The organism is Corynebacterium sp., from assembly GCF_030532195.1.
GTDB lineage: Bacteria > Actinomycetota > Actinomycetes > Mycobacteriales > Mycobacteriaceae > Corynebacterium.
In genome coordinates this window covers 1-24,226 of record NZ_JAUNLP010000011.1, presented here as the reverse complement: position 1 = coordinate 24,226, position 24,226 = coordinate 1, and the positions used below count along the sequence as shown (strand labels likewise).

Here is a 24,226-nt window from a genome sequence, read left to right as displayed (position 1 = left end):
GAATGAACTGACAGAAATATCCTCCCTAGGGAGGAGACGCTAGAGAAGGCCGTTTTTCGCAGCCCAAATAACAAGATCTACTCGGCTGCGCGAGCCCGTTTTCGTCAGTAGCGATTTCACATGCGTTTTCACCGTGGTTGTGGCAACAAACAATTTTCGGGCGATTTCGTCATTGGACAGTCCCTGACAGACAAGGCCGAGAATTTCCTGTTCACGAGGCGTGAACTGAGCGGTCACAGTAGAGGGGCTGGCGCCATGCGCAGAAGAACCCGTCGAAGACTGCCCGGAGCGCGGCGTGCGCGGTGAAATATGTCTGAGCACCATCGGCGTTACCTTCGGATCAATGACACCTTCACCGCGGTAAATCCGAGCAATCGCCGAGAGCAACTCGCGCGGATCGGAATCCTTTAGTAGAAAACCAGAAGCCCCGGCATCCAAGGCGCTCAGCACCAGGTCCTCCTCACGGAAAGTGGTCAGCACCAGGACTTTCGGTGAAGTTGTACTGGTACCGCTTTCAGCTAACCCGCCACGCACGATTCGTCGTGTAGCTTCGATGCCATCCATCACTGGCATGCGGATATCCATGACCACCACATCCGCGCCGGGCGCGAGCTGAACCGCCTGCGCACCGTCACCGACGGCACCGATGACCTGCATCTGCGGGTGCGCATCAATAAGCTGTGCAAAAGACTGCCGAATCAGCGTTTGGTCTTCGGCGACCAACACTCGAATTACACTCATCGCTCGTCTTTCTGCAAGGTTGCTACACTCTGCCATCCACCGGACGCCTGCCTACAGTCGAATGTCGACGCGGAACGTGCCATCGGTTTCACCATAAGTCATCTCGCCGCCGAGCTCCGCGACACGTTCGCTCAGCCCAACCAGCCCAGCGCCAATGCGATGAGTTTTGCTGGAAGGAGCGCTCGTTGTCGGATTCGAGGTGGTCAGATGAGCTTTCGTCTGAGCACTATCACCCTCGGTATCCGTGGGAGTCTCAATCACCAGCGTCAACTGCCCCGGCCCCGACGAATGTTTAGCCATATTCGCAGACAATTCCGTGACCGCGCGCACCAGAGTCAGCCGCTTTGCCAACGGCCAGTCTGCCAGCTGCACATATGATTCTGGCAGGGTCACCGAAACACCGCGCTCCACAGGAAAAGTGGCCGCTACCAGGCGCGGAATCTCATTCGGGTCAGCGCTAATCTCGCCGCCGTCACGTAGCGCATCGACAAGCGCATGCACATCCCGCAATGATTGGTCCGCAGTCTCAGCGATACCGTGAAGCGCAGCCGTCTCCGGCCCACCATCACGCTCATTCATCTCCGCCAGGTACAGCGCAGTTTGGGCCTGCACCTTAATCGAGGTCAACCCGTGGCCTACGACGTCGTGAAGCTCCCTGGACAACTCCAACTTGTTGCGCGCGATAACGTTTTCCAACTCCGCAGCGTGCTCCTCGGCGTTAGTGCGCAGCCACAGTGGCACCGCGTACGCGCCCGCCGTAATGAGCACCGCCGGCAGACCAAAGACCAGCAGACGTTCGGACGTGAAGCCGAACGCGGGAACGGCGGGGTTGAGGAAGCTGCCGATTAGACCCAAAAATAGTCCCGCAATGCCCCAGGCTCGATTGGGGTCCCACCTGGTTATCGCCCATAAAGATACTGGGGCAGCAACAACAATGGGGCTTAGCCCAAGGTTTACCGGGGTGAGCCACACCAGCAAGGCTATCACGGCCAGGGCGCTGTACGTCACTACGAAGGAAGCGCGCATCGCTTTACGACGAAACACTGCGGCTCCGGCAATAACAGCGGAAAGAACCACGTTGGTGATGTACGTGAAGCTCGGGCCAAATTGAAACAGCGGTGTCGTTTCCACCCATGCGCACAACAGGAAAAAGACAGCGATTGCGATGTCTGTGACTGGGTATGGGCCGATGAAATACCGCACTCGGCTGCGCCAATCGAGCGGAGTGGGAAAGGCGCCGGGGGTGACAGGCGTGGCATGAGCGCTGTGCTGCATGGTTTCTAGGCTAGCGGTAAGAGTTTCGGTCAGTTTTCCACTTGCCGAAACGTGATGTTGATGCGACCTTCCCGTAGGCCGCAGCCCTCCGGTAGCGTGCCCGGTCGAGTCTTGGGCACCCCATGAAATGCCAGTCGCTTTGGCCCACCAAAGACAATGACATCTCCGCTGGTGAGAGTTACTTCATCCCAGGGCTTATTGCGGTTTTCCGTGCTGCCAATGCGGAATAGGGCCTCGTCACCAATGGAGACGGACACAATTGGGGCGGGGGAGTTTTCGTTGCGGTCTTGGTGCATCCCCATGGTTGCCTCAGGTGGGTAATAGTTGACCAACGCCATGTCAGGCCGAAAAGTGGTGGGCCACTGGTTCAGGGAATCGTCGTAAAGCGCGCAGGCACTGAGTGCTTCGGTGGCGAGCTGTAAGAGATTGCCGGGCACCGGCGGGATGCGGTGGCCGTCGATGTGTGTGACGTAGCGGTATGGATTGGTGACCCACATGCGCCCGAGATGCAGCATGAAGACCTGCATTTGGCCGCTTTTGAGCTGTGGGCGAGCCATGGCCAGCGGGGTGCTGGAAAGACTGCGGGCAATACCGCGCAGTTGCGTGATGATTTCCGCTTGGCGGCCCAGCGGAAGCCAACTCGGCAGATGAACAACTCCCGGCGTGATGCGGGTGTCACTGCGCGGGAGTTGGTCGAAAAGCATGCGCAATTAACCTGCGATGAGCGCGTTGACCGGACGAGCCAGGAACTGCGGCGCCAGTTTGCCCAGGTAGCGAAGGATGAAGTCCGGTGCGGACACGGAGTAGAAGTGACGCTGACGCTCAATGAAGTTCTGCGGATGTGTTGCCTTCCACACGGCATCAGCGACCTGCTGCGGCGTAATCCGCACGCCCAGACGGCGCGTCGAACCAGCAGAAACGTCCGCCAGCTTCGTCTTCGCCCACAGCGGCATGATGGCGACGACGCGAATCTTGTCCTTGCGCCACTCCAAATCCAGCGCCTGCGTCATGCCCTTGACGTAGAACTTCGATGCGGAGTATGGCGTGATGTGTGGCTGACCGTAGATGCCCGCGGCCGAACCCATGCTGACCAGGTGCGAGCCCTTCGTGCGCTTCAAGTACTTGTGTGCCGCCTTCGCGCCGAGTGTGACACCGGTGCAGTTGATATCGACCTGCGCGGCGATGATCTCCGGAGACTGGTCTGTGATATCGCCATCACCAATGATGCCGGCGTTGTTATCCAGTACCGTCAGCTTGCCGCCGGTGTGGGACGTGAAGTCCGCCAGTGCATCTTCCCACTGCTGGTAGTCCGTGACATCGAGCTTGCCGACGATTACCTCAGGGAGGTCCGCCTTAATCTTTTCCAGTGCATCATCGTTGATGTCGTAGACGCCCACGGTCCAGCCAGCCGCCAGGAACTTCTCGGCCACCGCGCGACCGATGCCCTGAGCGCCACCGGAGATGAAAATGGACGGGGAATCAGAAGTAGCCATAGTGCCTCAATCCTGTCTTTTCTTGCTGTTTTTATAACTGGAAGTCGTTAATCGCCAGCATAGATGAGCATTTGTGGTTTAACAGCGAAATAGCCAATCCGGCCCCTGCCTTACTCTGGAGGCATGACTCGGATGACAGCTCGGAAGACATCTCGTGGCACTGCTCAGAATCAATCGACGGCCGATCAGCCCACGCATATTGAAGTGCGCGGTGCCAGGGTCAATAACCTGAAAAACATTGATGTCGATATTCCGCTGCAGCAGCTCACCGCTATTGCCGGTGTGTCCGGTTCAGGTAAGTCCTCGCTGGCCATGGGCGTTTTGTACGCCGAAGGCTCGCGTCGCTACATTGAGGCGCTGTCGACCTACACGCGCCGTCGCATGTCGCAGGCCACTCGGGCAGATGTTGATCGAGTCACCCATGTCCCGGCAGCCCTGGCGCTGCGGCAGCGTCCCCCAACGCCGGGCGTGCGCTCCACATTCGGCACCGCTACTGAGCTGCTCAATGTCATCCGCCTGATTTTCTCCCGACTTGGCCGCCACCGCTGCCCGAATGGTCACTACCATGAGTCGACCCTCGCCGTCGCCGCAGAAAAACCGCTGACCTGCACCGAATGTGGAGTCGAGTTTTACTTACCAGGTGCCGAAGACCTCGCATTCAACTCCCGCGGCGCCTGCGAGACCTGTGAGGGCATCGGCACTATCCGTGAGGTCGACGATGCCGCGCTGATTAAAGACCCCGATCTCTCCATCGACGACGGCACCGTTTTGCCCTGGCAGACTTTCGGCTTCAACGTCCAACCGGCCATCGCCCGCGAATTTGGCGTGCGCACCGATGTGCCCTGGAGGGATCTCACAGACCATGAGCGCGACATTGTCTTCGCAGGTCCGGAAGAGAAAAAGCACATCACCGTCACCTCGAAGAAAGGCATCCACGAGCTCGACTTCACGTTCCGCAACGCGCGGCTAACCGTTACCGAAGAGCTCAAACGCGCCGATAACGACAAACGCCTGGCCAAAGTCTCCCGCTTCCTCACCGAGCGCACGTGCCCGGATTGCCACGGCACACGCCTGTCCGCCGCCGCTCGCACACCGCTGATCGGCGGGAATAACTTGGCTGACATCACGGCTCTCACGCTTGACGACGTTCTGGAGTGGTCAACCAGCGTGGTTGATCAGGTGCCCGCACCGATGCGCAGCATGGCGGCGACGCTCGTCGTCACGCTGCAATCGATGGCTAAGCGGCTGGTGGAACTTGGCCTGGGATACCTGTCGTTGGACCGCGCGGGGGCGACGTTATCAACGGGTGAGCGGCAGCGCGTGCAGTTGGCGCGTGCAGTGCGCAATGAAACCACGGGTGTGTTGTACGTACTCGATGAGCCTTCGATTGGTCTGCATCCGGCGAATATCGAGGGCCTGCATGGCGTGATTCGGGATTTGCTGCGTGGTGGCAACACAGTGGTGATGGTGGACCACGATCCGGCGGTGCTGGCTGCGGCTGACCACTTGATTGAGATTGGTCCGGGGTCTGGTCGCGATGGTGGGGAGGTGACCGCGCAGGGCACGGTTGCACAAGTGTCCGACAGCGTGATTGGTGGCTATATCACGGGGCGGACGAAGGTTTCGGTGCGCGGTGAGGCTGTGGCTGATGCTGGCGCGGGCAGTGGCAACGCTGGCGCGGGCAGTGGCGCGGGCGTCGGCACCATCCACATGGAAACCACTCCAATCCACACCGTGCAGGCGCTGGACGTTGATGTGCCATTGGGGCAGATGACGGTGGTGACCGGGCCTTCCGGCTCCGGAAAGACAACGATGGTGCTGGAATCGTTGGTGCCAGCGGTGCAAGGTGCGGCCGACGGTGAAAAACCAGCACACGTGCGTGCGGTTGATGCCGCTGGGATTGATACCGTGCACGTCGTTGATGCCACACCAATTGGGGCCAATGTGCGCTCTACGGTTGGTACATACACCGGGGTGCTGGATGCGTTGCGGCGCATTTATGCAGGTGCCAATGCTGATGCGGTGGCCAGTGATGGCAAGAAGCTGAAGCCCGGAGCGTTTTCCTTCAACACTGGCAGCTTGAAGTGCCCGGAGTGTGAGGGCACCGGCACCATCTCGTTGGATGTGCAGTTCCTGCCGGACGTGGATATCACCTGTCCAGGCTGTGGTGGCTCGCGCTACGCCCCGGAGGCTGAGTCTTACCTGGTGGCGGGGTTGTCGCTGCCGAAGTTACTGGCCAAGACGGTGACTGAGGCGCTCGAGTGGGTTACTGATGTTGAGGCCGTCGATAAGCGTTTTAGTGCTGTTCGTCGCACTTTGCAGGCCATGAGTGATGTTGGCCTGGGCTATCTCACCTTGAATGAGGCGACACCGGCGCTGTCCGGTGGTGAGGCACAGCGGCTGAAATTGGTCTCGCAGCTGCATAGGAAGCAGAACCGAGCGCTATTTGTCTTCGATGAGCCGACCGTTGGCCTGCATCCGCGCGATGTGGAGACGTTGCTGCGGGTGTTGCAGCGGTTGATTGATAAGGGGGCCACAGTCCTGGTTATTGAGCATGATGTGGATTTGATTCGCAATGCGGATTACATCATTGATCTCGGTCCCGGCGGTGGTGTGGATGGTGGCCGGATTGTCGCAACGGGCACGCCGAGTGAGGTCGCAGCCAATTCCGCAAGCGTTACTGGCCGGTATTTGTAGCTCGACTTGTAGCTAAATTCCCGGAATTTTTATGGGAATTTTCCGTTTCGACTTTACTAAGTAGTAAGTAACTACTAACTTAGAGGCTATGAGTTCGAGAATGAGTAGTTCAGAGCGCAGAGCACAGCTCCTGCAGATCGCAGCTGCCGAATTCGCGGCCAAGGGCCCGGCTAACGCCAATATTGATGACATTGCTCGTCAAGCTGGTATTACACAGGCGTATGTGTTCCGGATCTTCGGCACTAAGAAGGCGCTCTTTCTTGAACTCTTGGACTATGCGTTCGATCGCATGGCAGATGGTCTGGCGAATGCGGCGGATGGCACCACTGGAATTGAGGCTTTCGATCGAATGGGGCCGAAGTACATGTCTCTATTGGATGACCACGATATGTTGCGGCTGCAACTGCATGGCATCGCCTCGGCTACGGATGAGGAAATCAGAGATCGCACTCGCGCTGGCTTTGCCAAAATTTGGTCGACTATTCACCGAGCAACAGGTGCGGATGATGTCGCAATCAAGGCATTTCTCGGCTATGGCTTCCTTATGACTGCTTCGACATCGCTCCAGCTCAAAGAGGTAGATGAAGACTGGTCCAGATCCATCCGCACTCCTATCTACGGCGGACTCTTTAGCCAAATCACCGACGAGCGCAATAGGCCGGTGGAAGGCGAATAATGTCTCCAATGGCCTGTCGCATGAGCCCACCCATGGCTCAGAAAAACAGGCTTCCGCAAGCGGGGACACACCAGCTCCCGCGGAGCCACACATCACTCCATAACTGCCGAATCACATCGGGTAAACGTTAGGAAAGGACGAACATACATGACACGCGAAAACTACACCGTTGGCGACTACCTGCTCGACCGCCTGCACGAGCTGGGCGTCACCGAACTCTTTGGCGTCCCAGGTGACTACAACCTGCACTTCCTCGACACCGTCATCGATCACAAGGATGACATCAAGTGGGTTGGTACCTCCAATGAGCTCAACGCTGCGTACGCTGCAGATTCCTACGCACGTCTGCGCGGAGTTAGCGCGCTGCTGACCACCTTTGGCGTCGGTGAGCTGTCCGCAATCAACGGCATCGCGGGTGCGTACACCGAGTCCGCACCGGTCGTCCATATCGTTGGCGCTCCTGCTAAACCGCTGCAGGCTGCGGGTAAGGCGCTGCATCATTCGCTTGGCGACGGAGACTTCAAGCACTTCTACCGCATGTCAGCAGAGGTATCCAGCGCTGCTGCCGATCTTGAGGTTGCCACTGCGACCTTCGAGATCGACCGTGTTCTACGCACAGTGATGCACACCAAGAAGCCGGGCTACATCATGCTCGCGCACGATGTTGCCAAGGCACCGGCTTTCCCACCGAGCGCGCCACTGAGCGCAATCGAGATTGTCTCCAACCCAGATGCTGAGAAGGCCTTTGAGGAGGCATTGCGGGCAAACCTCTCCGGTAAAACCGTCTCCGTCCTGGGTGATGTCATGGTCCACCGCTGGGGCTACCGCGAGGACTTCAACAAGTTCCTTGAGAACACTGAGTTGCCATTTGCAACTCTGAGCTGGGGTAAGTCCCTTGCCAATGAGGACAACCCGAACTTCGTGGGTATCTATGCCGGAGCGGCCTCGAAGCAAAATGTCATCGATGCCGTCGAGGGCGCCGATGTCCTCATCACCGCAGGTGTTCAGTTCACGGATAACACCACCGCGGGCTTTAGCCAGAACATCAACGAGGACACTCGCGTCAACATTGGCCGTATGGAGATTTCCATTGGTGACCAGCTCTTTGCACCAATCGCAATGGACCGCGCCTTCGACATTGTCGAGCGCGTAATCAAGGAGGAATCCGCCAAGGCCGTCGAATTCACGCCGGCAGATCCGGTGAAGAATGAGGTAGAGCTTTCCGACGAACCACTGACCTCTGACCAGCTTTGGGCGCAGGTGATCAATGCTCTGACCAATCCGACAAATGTGCTGGCGGAGCAGGGAACTTCCTACTTCGGCATGTCTTCGATGCGCCTGCCGGAGAACTCGCAGTTCATCGGTCAGCCAATGTGGGGTTCGATTGGCTACACGCTGCCTGCAACCCTCGGTGCAGGTCTGGCTGACCGCTCTCGCCGCCCAATCCTATTAATCGGTGACGGCTCGGCTCAGATGTCCGCCCAGGAACTGGGTACTATCCTGCGCCAGGAGATTCCGGCTGTCATGTTCCTCGTGGAGAACAACGGTTACACCGTTGAGCGCGCCATTCACGGCGAGGAAGCCGAGTACAACGACATCGCCCAGTGGAATTGGCAGCACGCCTTGGACTTCTTTGGCGGCAATCCGGACAAGACTATGCTCTTCGACGTTCGTACCTCCAACGAGCTCCATGAGGCACTCCAGCAAACCCTGGAAAATCAGGATAAGTTCGTCCTCATTGAGGTACACACTCACCAGGCAGATATTCCGGAGTCGCTGCGCGCTGTCGCCGAGAACCTTTAACGCGCAGGTAATAACCGAGACACACGGCCGCGGTTGCTGCACCCTCTACACTGAGGCCCCTCTACACTGAGGCCCATGGAACCCCTGACAATCCCACCCGGCCCTGGCATTCCCAAGGGGCTGGTCATCCCGGCCGGCGAGCTCACCGAGCGCTTCGCGCGTTCCGGTGGCCCGGGCGGTCAGGGAGTCAATACCACCGACTCCAAGGTGCAGCTATCGGTTGACCTGGGACAACTCAGTGTGCTTTCCGACGTCCACCGCCGCCGCGCTCTCCATAATCTCAGCCACCGCCTGGATGGCACGACTCTCACCGTGTCCGTCACCACGCAGCGCTCCCAAGTGCGCAACCGCGCGGAGGCCCGGCGACGCTTGGCGGAACTCATCCGAGAAGCCGTCCAGCCACCGCCTCCGAAGAGGCGTCGTACTCGACCGAGTAGGGCTTCAATTGCCCGTCGTAAAGCGCAGAAGCAACGGCGCTCTGAGATTAAAGCGAACAGGCGCAGGCCCCGCTTCTACTAGCGGATATGGGATTTACGCGCATTCGTTGCAAGATAGAGGAATGAACGAAAATCAGGCCAACGTTGTCAGAGCCGCCGAAGCTGCCGCGGAGTTCAGCCGCGTGCCCTCGATTCTGTCCATTCAGTCGCATGTGAGTTACGGCCACGTGGGCAACTCCGCTGCCGTCTTCCCACTGCAGCGCGCTGGGTTCGAGGTCTGGCCGGTTCACACTGTCGATTTTTCCAACCACACCGGTTACGGCCAGTGGCGCGGCCCAATGATTCCCGCCACGGACGTGCGTGAGGTTATCAAGGGTATCGATGAGCTGGGCAAGCTTGCCGACGTCGACGCAATTATCTCCGGCTATCAAGGCGGTAGCGATATTGCGGACGCCATCATCGAAGCCGTGGCGCTGGCCAAGCAGCGCAATCCGAAGGCGATTTACTCGTGTGACCCGGTGATGGGAAATGCCAAGAGTGGCTGCCATGTCTCCGATGACATCCCGCCGTTGCTGCGTGACAAGGTCGTGCCGGTGGCAGACGTGATTACCCCGAACCAGTTTGAGCTGGGGTACCTGACGGGCCGTGAGGTCAGCGACCTGGAGTCCACCATTGCGGCAGCTCACGCTGCTCGTGAGATGGGTCCGGAGGCCGTGCTGGTTACCAGCGTGCTGCGTCCGGAGGGCAAGGAGGGCGAGATTGAGATGCTCGCCGTCAACGGCTCGGGCGCTTGGTTGGTGGCCACCCCGTACCTGCCGCTGAAGCGCAACGGTTCCGGCGATGTCACGGCCGCGCTGTTTGCCGGCAACCTGCTGCGTGGCCGCGGCATTGACGGCGACCTGTCGGTTGCGCTGGGCAACACCGCAGCCAGTATCTTTGAGCTGATTAAGGTGACCTACGAGTCCGGCTCGGGCGAGCTGGAGCTAATCCGCGCGCAGGAGGCGTACGCCAACCCGGAGCAGCGCTTTGAGGTTACGAAGGTGGCGTAGGAATCGTAAGGGGGGCTAGCGCGGCGCGGGGTAGGCGCGGCGACTCGTGCATGTTGTGCCTCGAGCGCACAAACAGGGGGAGGAACAAGTGGTAGCGCTGATGGCGCTACCGCTTTTTTGCGCCTGGTGGATGGCAATTTCTGAATAGCCACATTAGATGGCGTTGTTTGCGCAACTAAAAGACCAATGTTCAGGCCATTGAAATCTAAATCCCCCTTAGGAAATAATGAAAACAATTTCCAATTACTTGCGCCTATCCTTAACTAAAGGGGAAACTATGTTTGCTAAATATTCACGGCAAAACCTCGAGTTCCGCCTGTGCCGAGCGGCCGCTGTCTCAGTTTCGGCTCTCGCCATCTGTGGTCTCGGGCTGACGGCCTGCTCGAACCCCGATGACAAATCTGCGGCTGGTCCAGACGGCGCAGACGCTGAGCGCACCCTGGTTCTCCTCGACAACAATGAGACCGGTGCGTACAACCCGGTCTCCGGTTACAGCCGATCGGGAGATTCGCCAGTCTACGAGGGGCTATTCCGTCTCAAGCCCGCTGTTGGAGATGCTTCCAAGAGGCCGGTTGACTTTGAGCCACTCCTCGCTGCCGGACCTGCTGAGCCCAGCAACGGCAACAAGACGTGGACTGTAGCGTTGAGGGGCGGCATTACCTTCTCCGACGGTTCCACTTTCGGTCCGGAAGATGTTGTTGCGACCTACAAGGCAATTCTCGACGAGCGCTCCGCCTCCTCCGAAGCTCTGGTTTGGGAAATGCTCGACGATGTTCGCGCAGATGGCAACAAAGTCGTCTTTGAACTGAATATCCCGTATGCGGAGTTCGACCACCAGCTCCTCAACGGCATCGCACCGTCAGAGGCTTTCGACTTTGAAAACCTGAAGCCTGCCGAAGAATCATCGTTGAACACTAAGCCCGTGGGTACCGGGCCTTTCAAACTCGAATCGCTTCGTGCTGATGAAGCCGTATTTACCGCCCGCGATGATTATCATGGTGGGGCTCCTGAATTGAAGAAGGTCATATATCGCGTCAATCAAGACGAGAATTCCCGTGCCCAACAGCTCCGCGGTGGTGAAGGCGATGGCACCATCATGGAGCCAGCGCTGGCTCAAGAATTCGAGGGCAAGGATGGATTCAAAGTCGAATCAGCGCATTCGGCCGACTGGCGTGGCATTACTCTTCCGACCGGTAACCCGGTCACCGGCGATCAAGCCATTCGTAACGCTGTAAATCTTGCCGTTGACAGGCAAGCGATGGCGAAGGACGTGATGAAGGGACGCGCTAAGCCGAACTCCACCTTCCTCACGGACTTCTACGGTGATGCCTATGATCCTGCTGCAGAAATCAAGCACGACACTGCGAAGGCGGAGAAAATCCTTGATGAGGCTGGATGGGAGAAAGGACCGGATGGCATCCGGATTAAGGGCGGGCAGCGTGCCACTTTCGACGTTATCTATTTCCCGAACCGCGACCACGCACGAACTGACCTGACTCTGGCTACTGCCTCTGACCTGAAAAAGATTGGTATCGAGGTCAATCCCGTCGCGCGCGACTCCAAGTCTGTGAATCGTGAGGACTATGCCAAGACTCCCGTTATGCTCGGTGGCGGTGGAACGCCATACTCAGTCGATGGGCAGATTTACTCGATTCTGCACTCTAAGTACGCAGAGCCTGGTGCAGGCGCGAAGTGGGATAACGGATCCGATTACGTCAACCCGGAGATTGATAAGTTGCTCGACCAGGCTCGGATCGAGCCTGATCAGGCAAAGCGCGATGGGCTCTACCGCAAGGTGCAGAAGCTTTACGCCGAAAAGCCGGCCATGCTTCAGTTGGTCTACGTTGACCATGTTTATGTCGAGCGTAATCGCGGGTACAGCCACCCAACCGGAATACTTGAGCCACACGCACACGGCTTGAACTTCGGCCCGTGGTTCAACCTGGGAGCTTGGCACAAGTAAATGGCAAGAACCCAGATAAGGTCAACATATCCACGTGTCTCTCAACATCCGGGCTTTCGGAGTCGCAAAAGGCAGATTGCTGGAATCGTCGCAAGGCGAGTGCTGGTGGCGGTTCCCATCGTTATAGCGGTGACGGCTGCCGTGTTCGCGCTGGCAGCGGTGAGTCCCTTTGATCCGTTAGATGCCTATTTGAAGGGGCAGGCTGGCAATCTTACTGATGCCCAACGAGAGTCCATCTCGAATCAGCTCGGATTCAATCGCTCATGGTGGGAATCGTGGTTGGTGTGGTTGCAAGGCTTGGCGGTAGGTGACCTTGGCATTTCCCGCTCGTATGCACAGCCAGTAACGCAGGTGCTGGCAGAGCGATTGCCATGGACGATGCTGTTGGGTGCCTGCGGGCTTGGTGGCGCGATTGTGCTTTCCTTCGGTCTCGGACTGTGGGCGGCGGTAAACCGTGGCGGCGTAGCTGATCGGGCAATTTTGGCACTGTCCACAGTGATTCAAGCGACGCCTCCTTTTGTGGTGGCACTTGGTGGGCTAGGTGTATTCGCGCTGGCCTGGCAGCTTTTCCCGACCGGCGGTCTGACGTATCCAGGGCGACCCGTGACGTTTTCCTCCACGGTGGCTCACCTGGTATTGCCAGCGGTTGTCCTTGCGGTTACGCAGATGCCGTGGTTGGTGTTGTCTCTTCGTGAATCAATCGTGGAAGTTATGGACTCCGGTGCTGTGACTGGCGCACAAGTCCGTGGTATCCCACGTCGACGAATTATTCGCTCGCATCTGTTGCCTACTGCTGTGCCTCCGTTCTTAGCGCTAATCGGCGCGAGGTTGTCGGAGTTGGTTGTTGGCTCGACGCTCGTGGAAGCCGTCTTCGCGTGGCCAGGGCTGGGCACCGCGTTGGTTAAGTCTGCACAGAGCCTCGGCTTTCCATTGCTGAGCATTCTTACAATTGCGACGACGGTAATCGTTCTGTTCGGAAATCTGCTTGCCGACGTCGCCTTCGTAGTCCTTGATCCGAGGGTTGATGCAGATGTTTAGGACGAAAATTGCGAAAACAGAAACCGGTAGATTACTAGACTCCAAAACGACGCTAAGGCCCATGAAGAAAGGCCCGAAGTATTACTCGCCACGGGTGATTGTGGCGGTGGTATTGCTCATGGTGATTGGGCTTTATGCCTTGCTCGCTCCGCTACTTAGCGGCGCAGATTTGGTGCTGACAGACTTCGCTAACTCCGGTGCTTCCCCTGGGCGAGAGCACTTCTTCGGTACCGATTCCCAGGGGCACGATGTGTTCCTCCGCGTGGCCGCCGGCATGCGGATTTCGCTTTTCATCGCGATTGTCACGGCAGTGTTCTCTGCAGTTGTTGGTGTTGCGCTGGGCGTTGTCGCAGGCATGGTTGGTGGGCGCGTGGATCGAATTATCATGCGCGGTGCCGACGTAACTAACGCTTTGCCGCACCTGCTGCTTGGACTGCTGATTGTCAGCTTGTTCCGTGGCTCCATCATGGCGATTATCGCCTCATTGGTACTGACTCACTGGGTGACTATTACCCGAACGGTGCGCGCATCCGTGCTGCATTTGCGCAACGCCGAGTTCGTAGAGGCTGCGCTTTTATCTGGGATGAGCAGAGTCGGCGTGCTGGTTCGCCACGTTGTACCGGCAGCGCTCGGGCAGTCACTGGTTGGACTCGTCCTGCTGATTCCACACGTTATTTGGCATGAATCAACGCTGTCCTTTCTCGGTGTAGGTCTGCCACCGCACAAACCGTCGCTCGGCACTCTGCTTGCCGACGCCGAAGGTGCCCTCCTCTTGGGACATTGGTGGATTTTGGTGTTTCCCTCCTTCTTCCTCGTTGCAACAACTTTGTGCATCGCTGCGATTGGCAACCATTTGAAGAACCGAATTACTGGCCAGGAGGTGCTCGTATGAGTGGACAGTCAACACTTCTGGAGATTGAAAAACTGACCGTGCGTATTCCGTTGCGTAGCGGCGACATTGTGCACGCTGCGACGGATATCGAGCTGAGCGTCGGCAGGGGAGAAGTCGTAGCAGTAATTGGAGAATCCGGTTGCGGGAAGTCAATCATTGCTTCCTCTGTCGTAGGATCCCTGCCTCCACAGGCAATCACATCGGGGCACGTGCATTATCACTATCCCGATGGACGGTTCGTGGACATCTTGTCTCGTCGCTCAAAAACAGCAGCATTGGCACCAACGGACGAAGAGCTGGCAGGCCGTCGTATAGCTCTCGTGCCACAATCGGCGGCGACATTCCTGACCCCAGTGCGGACCGTTGGATACCAGCTGGCGGAGGCAATCGCCGTGCTAGGCAGTGGGCACAGAGCCGAGGAACTGCTCGCCAGAGTGCAGCTTCACGACGAAGTCGCCGCGATGTACCCGCACGAGTTATCCGGCGGCATGGCTCAGCGCGTGGCGGTTGCATTCGCGTTGGCCGGTGACCCAGACCTCGTGATTGCGGATGAACCCACTGCGGCGCTAGATCCCGAGCTGACCATGTCCTTGCTGCGAATGCTCCGTGATATCGCCGACGCAGGCGCGGGTGTCATGCTGATTACGCACGATATTTCCGAGCTGCGTGACAGCGCTATCGCTGACCGGATTGCAGTGATGTATGCATCTCGGTTCGAAGAAACTGGGCCAGCCCAGCAGGTGCTCGAGGCTCCATCCAGTCAATACATGCGTGATCTATTGGCGGCGCTGCCCGAAAATGGCATGCGCCCAATGCCCGGAGCAGTGCCGTCGCTGACGAATCTGGATGAGGACTACTGCTACGCACGTCGGCTTGAGGAGGCTCGTAAATGAGCGAGAAAGCACTGGTTGCCGAGGGGATTTCTAAAGCCTTCGGAGCTAAAGATGGTTCCACACGAACAGTTCTCACGGATGTGTCCATCCGGATTGAGCCGGGGCAGATTATTGGGCTGCGAGGCGCCTCAGGCGCAGGAAAGTCCACACTTGGCCGTATCCTCGCAGGTCTGGAAGTTCCTGATTGCGGTCGCTGTTTGTGTGATGGGGTACCTGTCGAGTCAGTGCGTAGCCGCGCCGGGCAGTTGGTGCGCGGGCAAATTGGCATGGTATTCCAATCGCCCCGCCGATCTTGTGATCCGCGGATGACGCTTGGGCAGACCATTCGCTTGGCTGTGCGAGGTGGGAAGGGCAAGGAGATTGACGGGCTTGTCCGGAAAGCCGGTCTGTCCTCGGACCTCTTGGCCCGTTTTCCGAGCCAGGTTTCTGACGGGCAGCTCCAGCGCGCTGCTGTCGTGCGCACTCTGGCTGCTCGCCCGCGTTATCTCATTTGTGACGAAATGACCGCAATGCTGGATGCCGCCAATTCTGCGGCGATTGTCGAAGTCATCCGTGACTTTGCTGGCACCGGTGGCGGTGTGCTGATGATTAGCCACGAGCACAGGCTTCTCGATGCCGTGTGTGATGGCGTTGTGGAGCTGGGGGGGGGAGAGACCGCGGTTGAAGCTGTAAGGGGAAATAGAACATTGAGAGCGACGAACAGCGTAAGTCCATTTTAGATAGCGAGAAAACTAATTAATTTTAAAATAAGGGTAGCCAAACCTGTTATGGGTAGCATATACTCATTTATGGCTATCTACTTAGATGGTCATAAAATCCCCTTATTTCAGGACGTAATATGAATAATCCAAAATCCCCTCGGCTCAGGATTTTGACTCGATCGGATATGGAAGATATAAATCTTGAGCCATCACTAGTCATCCGTGCAGTAGAAGATGGGTTTCTTGCGCTAGAAACGGGTGTGTCTGAGTGCCCGACAAAGATGATGATTGACTTGCCAGTGGAAAGCCGGGACTCAATCGCGTTTTCAATGCTCGGTTTTGATGCGAACCGAGATCTTGTTGGGTATAAGACGTCGTACCGGTACGGAAGTGATAATCCGGACAAGTACTACACCACCATCAGTCTGTATGACGACGAAAATGGGATGCCGTATGTCCTCATGGATTGTCAAAAGGTCGGCGCTTCTAGAACTCCTGCTACGACAGCGTTGATAGCACGGGAATGTGCTGGACCTGAACCGAGGACTGCGACGGTTTTTGGGACCGGAATTCAAGCAGTGAATACACTTCCGTACCTACTTACCGCAGTCCCGAGCCTTAAGACACTTCGCTTGCATGGAACCCACGCCGGTGGACTAAGAAAGTGCAAGGAAGTGTTCCACCAATGGTTTCCAAACCGTGAAATCGAATTGGTCGAACAGGATGATGAATCTGTTAAATCTGCGGTTCAAGACAGCGATATCACGGTAGTTTCCTCAGGCCGTGCCTGGCATCCGCCAATCCAAACCGAATGGATTCCTGAAGGTGGAGTGCTCATTTCTGTTGCTTCTAAAGGGGTAGCTGATGGTGCTGTAGCAGCTGCAGACAGAGTTGTCGCTACCAGTGCAGGTCAATTTGAGTTGGTGGGACAGCGACTACTTCAAGACAAACGAGTTTCGCTAGATGCGACGGTTCCAGAAATACTGACAGGAAAAGCGCAGAGCAGGACAAGTGAGAACGAACGTATCTTCGCATTTTCAACTGGCATGATTATTACGGACATTCCTATCGCGCAGGAACTTGCCGTACGTGCATTCGCTGCAGGGCGGGGAACAGAGGTGCCGCTGTGGTCGTAGTAAGCAATTGGCAAATTATGGGAAAGGGTTCTATGCAGGGGAAACAGGGGCGTTAATGAACTTGCAAAACTCAACCTCGACATTGCCCTCGATTGCATCTGCACTGCCGCCAATCAGAAAAACTTGGGAAGATGAGCTCCTTTTTGCTCAGGGGGCGAAGTTGCCAGAACTATATCGGATGGCTGTACTTGCATCGGGCGCATTTCATGTTCTGAATCCGAAAGTATTTCGCGATAATCTCAATGCCTTCGAAATGGTGTGTAAGAGACATGGAATCAAGTCATATATCTATTTTGCACGAAAGGCTAATAAATCCGATTGCTGGCTTCCCGTTGTCGCTGAAGCGGGTCATTGTGTAGATGTAGCCAGCGGGGAAGAGTTGACCGGTGCGCTCGGTGCGGGTATTAGAGCGGAAGATTTAATTCTGACTGGAGCCGAGAAATCGGAAGCATTGCTGACGCTGGCGCTCCGCCAGCAAATTCTAATCTCAGCAGATTCTCCCAGTGAACTATTGCGGATCAACTCGTTAGCGCATTGCCTGGGTATTTGTAACGTTCAAGTCTTACTTCGGTTGCTGCCCGATGAACAACCGGAAAGCCGCTTTGGTGCTACATGTGCTCAGTGGGATGAAATATTAGCACAATTGCGCGAGGAATCACAGTTGAAATTTGATTGCCGTGGCGTGACATTCCACTTAAATGGTTATAGTGCCAGCCAACGAATTCGTCAGTCTCATGCGGCGTTAGATTATCTACAGACGCTTCGCAGACATGGATGGACGGCTGAAATTCTGGACATTGGTGGTGGGTTCTCCATCCAATATTGTTCATCAGCTCAGTGGGAATCCTTTTCGTCGACGGTGCTGGATGTGAAAGATAAAAAGGATTATTTTCACGCGGGTCGTAATCCTGAAAGCGTTTATCCCTACGGTGGACAAGATAAAAATGGTCCGGAAATGCTCGATGAAATTCTCTCTGGTGTAAAAGCTACCGAGGGGAGAGGTTCAGGTGTGTCACTGGCGAAACGTTTACGGGACGGGCAGTTTCGCCTTGCAATTGAGCCTGGTCGATCCGTACTAGACGGTTGTGGGTTAAGTGTATTTCCGGTGCAGGGGGTTAAACGTCGAGCAGACTATTTCATCGTCACTGTCGCGGGATTAAGTATGAGTCTTTCCGAACAGTGGAAAGGCAGCGAATTCCTTCCTGATATGACCTTGTGGGGGAGTCCAGGATCTATTGCTGAAGACAATTCTAAGACTGATGTGAATGCTGTGGACGGTGCTAGCTGTGGACCACTCGCCATGTGTGTTGGAGGAGCCAGCTGCATGGAATATGACATGCTCACCTGGCGGAAGGTGCAAATCGAGCGGGTGCCTCGTATCGGTGACTTGTTGGTGTATCACAACACCGCTGGTTATCAGATGGACAAAAATGAAAGTAGTTTCCATCAAATTCGTCTTCCAGAAAGATTTGTGTGGGAAGGGGTGGGGAATCTTCCCAAAATTGATAGGCCATTTTATAGAGAATTGATTTAAGTAGTTACTTGAGAAATTAGTATGATCACGAAACCTTATGAGAAGAAAAGGTTAAACATGTGTCGCACATATTGTGGTCGAAGCTGCGATCTTATCGGCAACACCCCAATTCTTGAACTGTGCACTACTGGTTCGGGAAGTCGACTTTTGTTGAAGATGGAATGTCTGAATCCAACAGGAAGCGTCAAGGTTCGGATGGCATTGGAAATGATTACTGCTGCAGAAGAGTCTGGTGAGCTCAAACCAGGCGGGAGAATCGTCGAACCAACCAGTGGGAATACGGGTTTAGGTCTTGCATTCGTTGCTTCACAACGCGGTTATAAATTTACTGCGATTGTTGATCATCACGCGGCCAAAAATAAATTGCGATCAATGCAAGCCCTTGGGGCGGATTTGATCTTTGTCGGTGAGAAGTGCGCCGATGTTCCGTCAACCAGCCTGAGGAGAGCGAAAGCGGAGTCAATCGTTTCCGAAGACTCAAATGCCTGGTGGCCGGATCAGCACAATAACCCAAACAATCCAGCTGGATACGCCCAATTGGCTGCAGAGCTCGATGAACAGGTGACAAGCGGAATCGATGTCATTGTGGCAGCAATCGGCACAGGTGGAACTCTGTGCGGCACTACTCGTCGCCTGCGGACCCTGGGACATGCGGCCGAATCGATAGCGGTAGAACCGGAGGGCTCCATCATCTTCGGTGGGCCGTCAGGTCCGTATAAGCAGTCTGGCGCTGGTGCTCCGTCCGGGTTCAAAGTCGGCGCAAATATCCGATATGACCTAATTGACCGGGGTGTAAAGGTCGATGATGTGAAGGCATTTGCAACGGCCAGAGTCTTAGCGAGGGAATGTGGGATATTAGTCGGCGGAACAGCAGGAGCAGCCATTTATGAAGGTTTGCGTCGGTTGCAAGAACTTCCCACTGGTACAACCATGGTTGTCATTGTTTGCGATGCCGGTGAAAAGTATCTGGACACGATTTTTAATACTGAATGGTTGAGAAACAACCACGTGTACTCGGAAATAATGGAGCGTCAAGTCTCGCGCATACTTCGGGCCTATGGAGATTCCCACTCGATTGTAAAACCAGTCGAGGTAGCCGTATGACTGCCACGGTTCAAACAAGTCGAACGTCCGTGTCCTACCGAGATGTCTATTTGCTCGCGCTACCTATCGCGGGCGTGCAGCTGGCGACGGTCGCACTCACCACTACCGATGTATTGATGCTGCAAAGCCTTGGGGTAGTTGCGATTGCCGGCGGTGGCCTAGCAATGCAGTTTTATAACCAGATTCGGACCATGTGTGTTGGAATGGTGACTGCTGGAGGCAATCTCGTAGCTGAGGCTGCGTCAGAGTGGGAAAAGACTGGTGACGAAGCGGCAGCTGCACGAATTCGGCAAGTCGTGCGCAGCTGCATGACTGTGGGTACAGTGACCGCGGTCATCGGTGGTCTTGTAGTTGTTTCCCTTGGAGCGTTGGCGCTTGTCATGCCGATTGATGACCACGTCGCCTGGTTCGCCTTTGCAATGACAGTGGCTCTAGCCCCCGGTTTGCTCCCGATGATTTGGCTGAATGTCCAGCGGCAGTTTGCAGTCGGAATGCGTCGTCCAGGCTCGCTGCTAGTAGTCACGCTAGCTTCGATTGCCGTCAACGCTGTGCTCAATGCTTTGTTTTTATGGGCGGTCAGCAAAAACGGTTGGGGAGCTGTGTGGGGACTAGCGGGTATTGGTCTATCTACGACTTGCGTTCAGATCTTCACCTTCCTTTCTTTCGCCGGTTTTCTCTGGAGAGATCAGCATCTGTGGCCATTCTTTGCCGTTGTCCCGCAGCGTGGTGACGTGACATGCATGCGGCAGATTGTCCGGCTTGGTGTTCCAGTGTCGCTGACCTACGGCTCCGAAGCTGCAATTACCACTATCGCCGGAATCGTGATGGGACTTGTCAGTCCGGTCATGCTGGCGGCGCACACCGTTGTTAACCAACTCGCTTATATCGTCTACCAAGTCTGTATCGGCTTCTCACACGGCGGATCCATACTGGTTAGCCGTGCATTAGCCGATGGCGCCGAGGCAGTCAAGCAGGTTTCACGACGAGTTTTCCTCGCTGTGGGCATTTATCTCACCGTCGTCGGTTTGCTCTGGTTGTTGCTGGGCAAGTACGTCGTTGGACTGTTCCTTACTGATTTCAGCGTGGGTGTCAATCCCGATGCGCGCCATATAGCGACAATCTTGTTGTGTCTCGCCGTACTACAGCAGTTCGCTAAAGGATTCCAGAACGTGCTGGTGGGCATCTTGCGCGGACTGCGCGATACGAAGTCTGGTCTCAACGCGACGCTGTGGGGTTACTGGGGCGTCGGTGTTCCAGCTCTCCTGATTCTTGGCCTCGGAATGAGATGGGAGGGTTACGGCGTGTGGACAGGGCTTATCCTCGGGTTTTCAACAACAGCCTGTCTGCTCTACCGCGCTTTCCGACGCCACCTTGAACTTCACCAAGTTAACTCCTAATCCGAATACCCAATTCTAAGAATCCCGTGAAACAGGAGCGAAGACGACGCTGGTCTACTTCGCTTCGGAAAGAATCGAGATGAAAAACAATTCTACTCTCGCTGCTACCCTGCAGGAGCAGAAGACTCCGGTGCGAGTTATATTGGCTGCACTATTTGCCCTAGCCCTCGCGTTATTGACCGCGTGTTCAGGCGGAAATGGAGACGCATCCGCTGGCAGTGAAAAACGTACTGTTACCGATGCTCTAGGCCGCGAGGTCAAAGTCCCGCAGAATGTTGAGCGAATCCTGATGGGTGGGCAAAAAATGCTTTACACCACGGCGCTGCTGAACCCCGACAATCCGACTGACAAAATCGTCGCCTGGCCGGAGGACCTGAAGGAAAACGACAAGGCCACCTACGACCGCTACGCCGAGAAGTTCCCCAAAATCAAGGACATCCCGACCACGGGTGAAATCTACAACAACACTATGTCGCTGGAACAGGCGCTGGAGTCCCGCCCCGATGTGTTCGTCATCAATGCGGGGGTCTTCGACGCGGCTAAGGATGCTGGAATCGTCGATGGATTAGAAAAGGCAGGCGTGCCTACGGTGACCATCGATTACTTCATTGATCCTATGAAAAACACAGTGCCCAGCATCCGAATGATGGGACAGCTGCTGGGGCGTGAAAAGCAGGCGGAAGACTTCATAAACTACTACGAGAAGAAGGTCAACAAAGTCGCTGACCGCCTTGCCGAGAAGAAACCAGCACCGACACCGACCTTCCTGTGGCGCGCACCTGGTTACTTCGACTGCTGCTCGACCTTCGCTAAGTCTAACTTGGCACAGATTGTGAATTTTGCCGGTGGACAAAACCTTGGTGATGAAATGATTAACGCGAAGCAAGGGCAGGTATCGCCAGAGGCCCTCGCCGGAAAGAACCCCGAAGTCATCATTGCTACTGGCGCAGACTGGGATCAGGGTAAGACTCCGGTCAAGGAGGGAACCTACGTACCGCTGGGCTACTCGGAATCGAAGCCAGGGGCGCAAAAGGCCCTTCATGATGTCGTTGGTAAGCAGCCTGCCGTGCGTGAAGTCGATGCGGTGAAAAACAATCGCACTTTTGTCGCATGGCACCATTTCTACGATTCGCCATATAACTTCCTGGCGGTTGAGATGTTCGCAAAGGCCATGCACCCAGGCTTATTCGGTGACATTGATACCGATCGAGAGGTGCGTGACCTACACGATAGGTTTCTACCAATTGAGGCTTCCGGCACCTTCTGGGTGGGGCTGAAGTGATTTCTAACATGCAAGCTCCACAAGGAATTCTGGCAACGGCGTCGGAAAGCGGAGTCGCCGGTAGCGAGGTGAAGGAAGACTGTGCTGATAGAGCGGTGGTGGATTCGACATTCCACTGGTACCAGCGCGCAGCGCGGAAGAAGTGGGCGATAATCGCGCTGATAGCTGTGGTGCTGGCTTTGACATCGCTTGCTGACTTCCTGCTCGGTGGCGGCAGCATGCCTGCCCGTGAGGTCTTGTACACACTGACGCATCCGGCTGGCGCGCGGCCGATTGACCACCAAATCGTTTTCGACATCCGCCTTCCGATGACCGTGACTGCAGTACTCGTCGGAGCGACGCTGGCAGCGGCGGGCTCACAGATGCAGACGATTCTGGGAAACCCCTTAGCCGAGCCGTACACCTTGGGTGTGTCAGCGGCGGCCGGATTCGGTGCTGCCCTGGCTGCGGTCACAGGCTTCGCTTCAAAAGGAATCGGTGCGGCTCTTGGGATGGCTGGGACTGCGTGGGTTTTCGCGATGCTGGCCTGCATTGCAATCCTGCTCTTTTCCCGATTTCGTGGGCCAGGTGTCGAGGGGATGATTCTCCTCGGTATCGCGATTGTATTCTTTTTCGACGCTCTACTGGCGCTGATGCAGTACCTTGCCTCGGAAACGCAGTTGGAACAGGTTGTGTTCTGGACGATGGGCAGCCTTACTCGTTCCAACTGGATGCAGATTGCTTTGCTCGCGGTGATATTCGTGATGGGGCTGCTCTTCTTTTACTTCAATGCATGGTCGCTGACTGCGTTTCGAATGGGCGACGACCGCGCAAAAGCTCTTGGCGTAGACACTGATCGGTTGCGGGCGCTGACTCTCATTGTGGTATCCTTCATGGCGGCAACCGCTGTTACGATGGCTGGGACGATTGGGTTCATTGGTCTGGTCGGTCCGCACGTTGCTCGCCTATTGGTGGGCGAAGACCAACGGTATTTTCTTACTGCCTCGACTCTGACAGGGGCGCTGCTTCTGGTTGCTGCATCGGCAGTGTCGAAGCTGATTCAACCAGGTGTAATTCTTCCAGTGGGCATTATCACCGCAATTGTGGGAGTGCCCATTTTCGTCGCGATTATCGCTGGCCAGAGGAGGAAAATATGGGTTGGTTAAAAGCAAGAAGCACTTTTCGGAATGAAGTTGGCTATGGTCGTTGCTTCAGTTCCAGCAAGCCTGACGGTAAACCCCTCAGCAACACCCCTCCAGAGTCTCCCGCCCTTAGCGCTCGAGGATTGTCTTTCTCATACGACGGCCATCATGTCCTGCACAATGTCGACGTTGGACCGCTTCCGACGGGAAGCGTGACTGCGTTGGTTGGCCCCAACGGCGCCGGCAAATCGACACTACTGAGGTGCTTGGCGGGCCTTGAAAACTGCTCGGGGCAAGTACGTGCTGAAAGATCACTGTATTTGCCACAGGACCCTCCGCCGCTGAGCTCATTGACCGTGTACGAGAGTGTCCTCCTCGCCCGGCAACAGTCGTTTTCTGGTTTTTCCGCACTACGTGTCGGATCCACAGTGCGGGCAGAAGTGCAGGCCACTATTGAACAACTTGGATTGGTTGCCTTGTCCTCGCGCTTGATGTCGCAGCTATCCGGTGGGCAACGGCAGTTGGTGAGTTTCGCGCAGGCGGTGGTCAGGCGACCTAGAGTGTTGCTTCTCGACGAGCCCACCAGCGCACTCGACCTGCATAACCAATTGACGCTTCTCGAACAGGTAAGAAAGTGCGCGCGGGAATTGCCCTGCGCGGTAGTGATGTCACTGCATGACCTGGGACAGGCGGCGCGCTTTTGCGAACACGTGGTAATTCTGACGAATGGTCAGGTCAGGGATGCAGGGTCTCCGGCCGAGGTTATTAACGAAGACATGCTGCGAGACGTCTACCAAGTACAAGGTGAGGTGCTCCCGACCAGTGACGGCGGGCTAGCGGTCGAAGCATCGGAGGCACTCTAACTAGCGCTAAAGTGCGGCGCGGCGAGCTCCGCGGGGAGGGTCGCCAGCATCCGCCCCATCACAGTCGCCACCCATCGCCCGTTACCTTGTGAGTGTCCCTGATAATGGGGATAGTCGCTGGTCCCGGTATG

General features: G+C 56.2%; 21 protein-coding genes. 17 read left to right on the top strand and 4 right to left on the bottom strand.

Annotated features, from left to right (window positions below):
* Positions 1-39 precede the first annotated feature (39 nt).
* Genes Q4E11_RS09920 through Q4E11_RS09905 form a run of 4 tightly spaced genes read right to left on the bottom strand, consistent with a single transcriptional unit; the run spans position 40 to position 3,509 of the window.
* The gene (locus tag Q4E11_RS09920; RefSeq protein WP_303165474.1) at positions 40-741 is read right to left on the bottom strand and encodes a response regulator transcription factor; all 702 of its coding nucleotides are present in this window, start codon (positions 739-741) and stop codon (positions 40-42) included.
* Positions 742-792: 51 nt separating this feature from the next.
* Positions 793-2,016, bottom strand: coding sequence for a sensor histidine kinase (locus Q4E11_RS09915; protein ID WP_303165473.1), 1,224 nt, complete (start codon positions 2,014-2,016; stop codon positions 793-795).
* A 29-nt stretch (positions 2,017-2,045) separates the two neighbouring features.
* Positions 2,046-2,720 (bottom strand): alpha-ketoglutarate-dependent dioxygenase AlkB, encoded by a 675-nt coding sequence (locus tag Q4E11_RS09910; RefSeq protein WP_303165472.1) that lies wholly within the window; start codon positions 2,718-2,720, stop codon positions 2,046-2,048.
* 6 nt (positions 2,721-2,726) lie between these two features.
* Positions 2,727-3,509 carry an SDR family oxidoreductase gene (locus Q4E11_RS09905; RefSeq protein WP_303165471.1) on the bottom strand — a complete coding sequence of 261 codons (783 nt, stop codon included), beginning with the start codon at positions 3,507-3,509 and terminating at the stop codon, positions 2,727-2,729.
* Positions 3,510-3,641: 132 nt separating this feature from the next.
* Between Q4E11_RS09905 and Q4E11_RS09900 the strand changes: the two genes are divergently transcribed.
* From Q4E11_RS09900 to Q4E11_RS09820, 17 genes are all read left to right on the top strand, one after another.
* Positions 3,642-6,206: an excinuclease ABC subunit UvrA gene (locus Q4E11_RS09900; protein ID WP_303165487.1), complete on the top strand. Its 2,565-nt coding sequence runs from the start codon at positions 3,642-3,644 to the stop codon at positions 6,204-6,206.
* 100 nt (positions 6,207-6,306) lie between these two features.
* Positions 6,307-6,882 (top strand): TetR/AcrR family transcriptional regulator, encoded by a 576-nt coding sequence (locus Q4E11_RS09895; RefSeq protein ID WP_303165470.1) that lies wholly within the window; start codon positions 6,307-6,309, stop codon positions 6,880-6,882.
* Between the two features lie 147 nt (positions 6,883-7,029).
* Positions 7,030-8,685: an alpha-keto acid decarboxylase family protein gene (locus Q4E11_RS09890; RefSeq protein ID WP_303165469.1), complete on the top strand. Its 1,656-nt coding sequence runs from the start codon at positions 7,030-7,032 to the stop codon at positions 8,683-8,685.
* Between the two features lie 75 nt (positions 8,686-8,760).
* Positions 8,761-9,204 (top strand): alternative ribosome rescue aminoacyl-tRNA hydrolase ArfB, encoded by a 444-nt coding sequence (arfB, locus tag Q4E11_RS09885; protein WP_303165468.1) that lies wholly within the window; start codon positions 8,761-8,763, stop codon positions 9,202-9,204.
* 40 nt (positions 9,205-9,244) lie between these two features.
* A complete protein-coding gene (gene pdxY, locus Q4E11_RS09880) occupies positions 9,245-10,171 on the top strand; it encodes a pyridoxal kinase PdxY (protein WP_303165467.1) in 927 nt (308 codons plus the stop codon).
* 277 nt (positions 10,172-10,448) lie between these two features.
* Positions 10,449-12,134, top strand: coding sequence for an ABC transporter substrate-binding protein (locus Q4E11_RS09875; protein WP_303165466.1), 1,686 nt, complete (start codon positions 10,449-10,451; stop codon positions 12,132-12,134).
* A 105-nt stretch (positions 12,135-12,239) separates the two neighbouring features.
* The gene (locus Q4E11_RS09870) at positions 12,240-13,172 is read left to right on the top strand and encodes an ABC transporter permease (protein WP_303165465.1); all 933 of its coding nucleotides are present in this window, start codon (positions 12,240-12,242) and stop codon (positions 13,170-13,172) included.
* A gap of 61 nt (positions 13,173-13,233) precedes the next feature.
* Entirely contained in the window at positions 13,234-14,064 is an 831-nt protein-coding gene (locus Q4E11_RS09865) for an ABC transporter permease (RefSeq protein ID WP_303165464.1), read from the top strand.
* The gene (locus Q4E11_RS09860; RefSeq protein ID WP_303165463.1) at positions 14,061-14,957 is read left to right on the top strand and encodes an ABC transporter ATP-binding protein; all 897 of its coding nucleotides are present in this window, start codon (positions 14,061-14,063) and stop codon (positions 14,955-14,957) included. Before Q4E11_RS09865 ends, Q4E11_RS09860 begins: the two co-directional genes overlap by 4 nt.
* On the top strand, positions 14,954-15,676 hold the full coding sequence (locus Q4E11_RS09855) for an ABC transporter ATP-binding protein (RefSeq protein WP_303165462.1): 723 nt from the start codon (positions 14,954-14,956) through the stop codon (positions 15,674-15,676). Before Q4E11_RS09860 ends, Q4E11_RS09855 begins: the two co-directional genes overlap by 4 nt.
* Positions 15,677-15,795: 119 nt before the next feature.
* On the top strand, positions 15,796-16,794 hold the full coding sequence (locus Q4E11_RS09850) for an ornithine cyclodeaminase (RefSeq protein WP_303165461.1): 999 nt from the start codon (positions 15,796-15,798) through the stop codon (positions 16,792-16,794).
* Complete coding sequence (locus Q4E11_RS09845) at positions 16,748-18,328, top strand: hypothetical protein (RefSeq protein ID WP_303165460.1); 1,581 nt, start codon at positions 16,748-16,750, stop codon at positions 18,326-18,328. Before Q4E11_RS09850 ends, Q4E11_RS09845 begins: the two co-directional genes overlap by 47 nt.
* Positions 18,329-18,385: 57 nt before the next feature.
* Positions 18,386-19,432 carry a PLP-dependent cysteine synthase family protein gene (locus Q4E11_RS09840; RefSeq protein ID WP_303165486.1) on the top strand — a complete coding sequence of 349 codons (1,047 nt, stop codon included), beginning with the start codon at positions 18,386-18,388 and terminating at the stop codon, positions 19,430-19,432.
* Positions 19,429-20,829: an MATE family efflux transporter gene (locus tag Q4E11_RS09835; protein WP_303165459.1), complete on the top strand. Its 1,401-nt coding sequence runs from the start codon at positions 19,429-19,431 to the stop codon at positions 20,827-20,829. Before Q4E11_RS09840 ends, Q4E11_RS09835 begins: the two co-directional genes overlap by 4 nt.
* 79 nt (positions 20,830-20,908) lie before the next feature.
* On the top strand, positions 20,909-22,111 hold the full coding sequence (locus tag Q4E11_RS09830; RefSeq protein ID WP_303165458.1) for an ABC transporter substrate-binding protein: 1,203 nt from the start codon (positions 20,909-20,911) through the stop codon (positions 22,109-22,111).
* 8 nt (positions 22,112-22,119) lie between these two features.
* The gene (locus Q4E11_RS09825) at positions 22,120-23,256 is read left to right on the top strand and encodes an iron ABC transporter permease (protein WP_303165457.1); all 1,137 of its coding nucleotides are present in this window, start codon (positions 22,120-22,122) and stop codon (positions 23,254-23,256) included.
* Positions 23,244-24,095 carry an ABC transporter ATP-binding protein gene (locus Q4E11_RS09820; protein ID WP_303165456.1) on the top strand — a complete coding sequence of 284 codons (852 nt, stop codon included), beginning with the start codon at positions 23,244-23,246 and terminating at the stop codon, positions 24,093-24,095. The genes Q4E11_RS09825 and Q4E11_RS09820 overlap by 13 nt, the downstream gene beginning before the upstream one ends.
* Positions 24,096-24,226 lie beyond the last annotated feature (131 nt).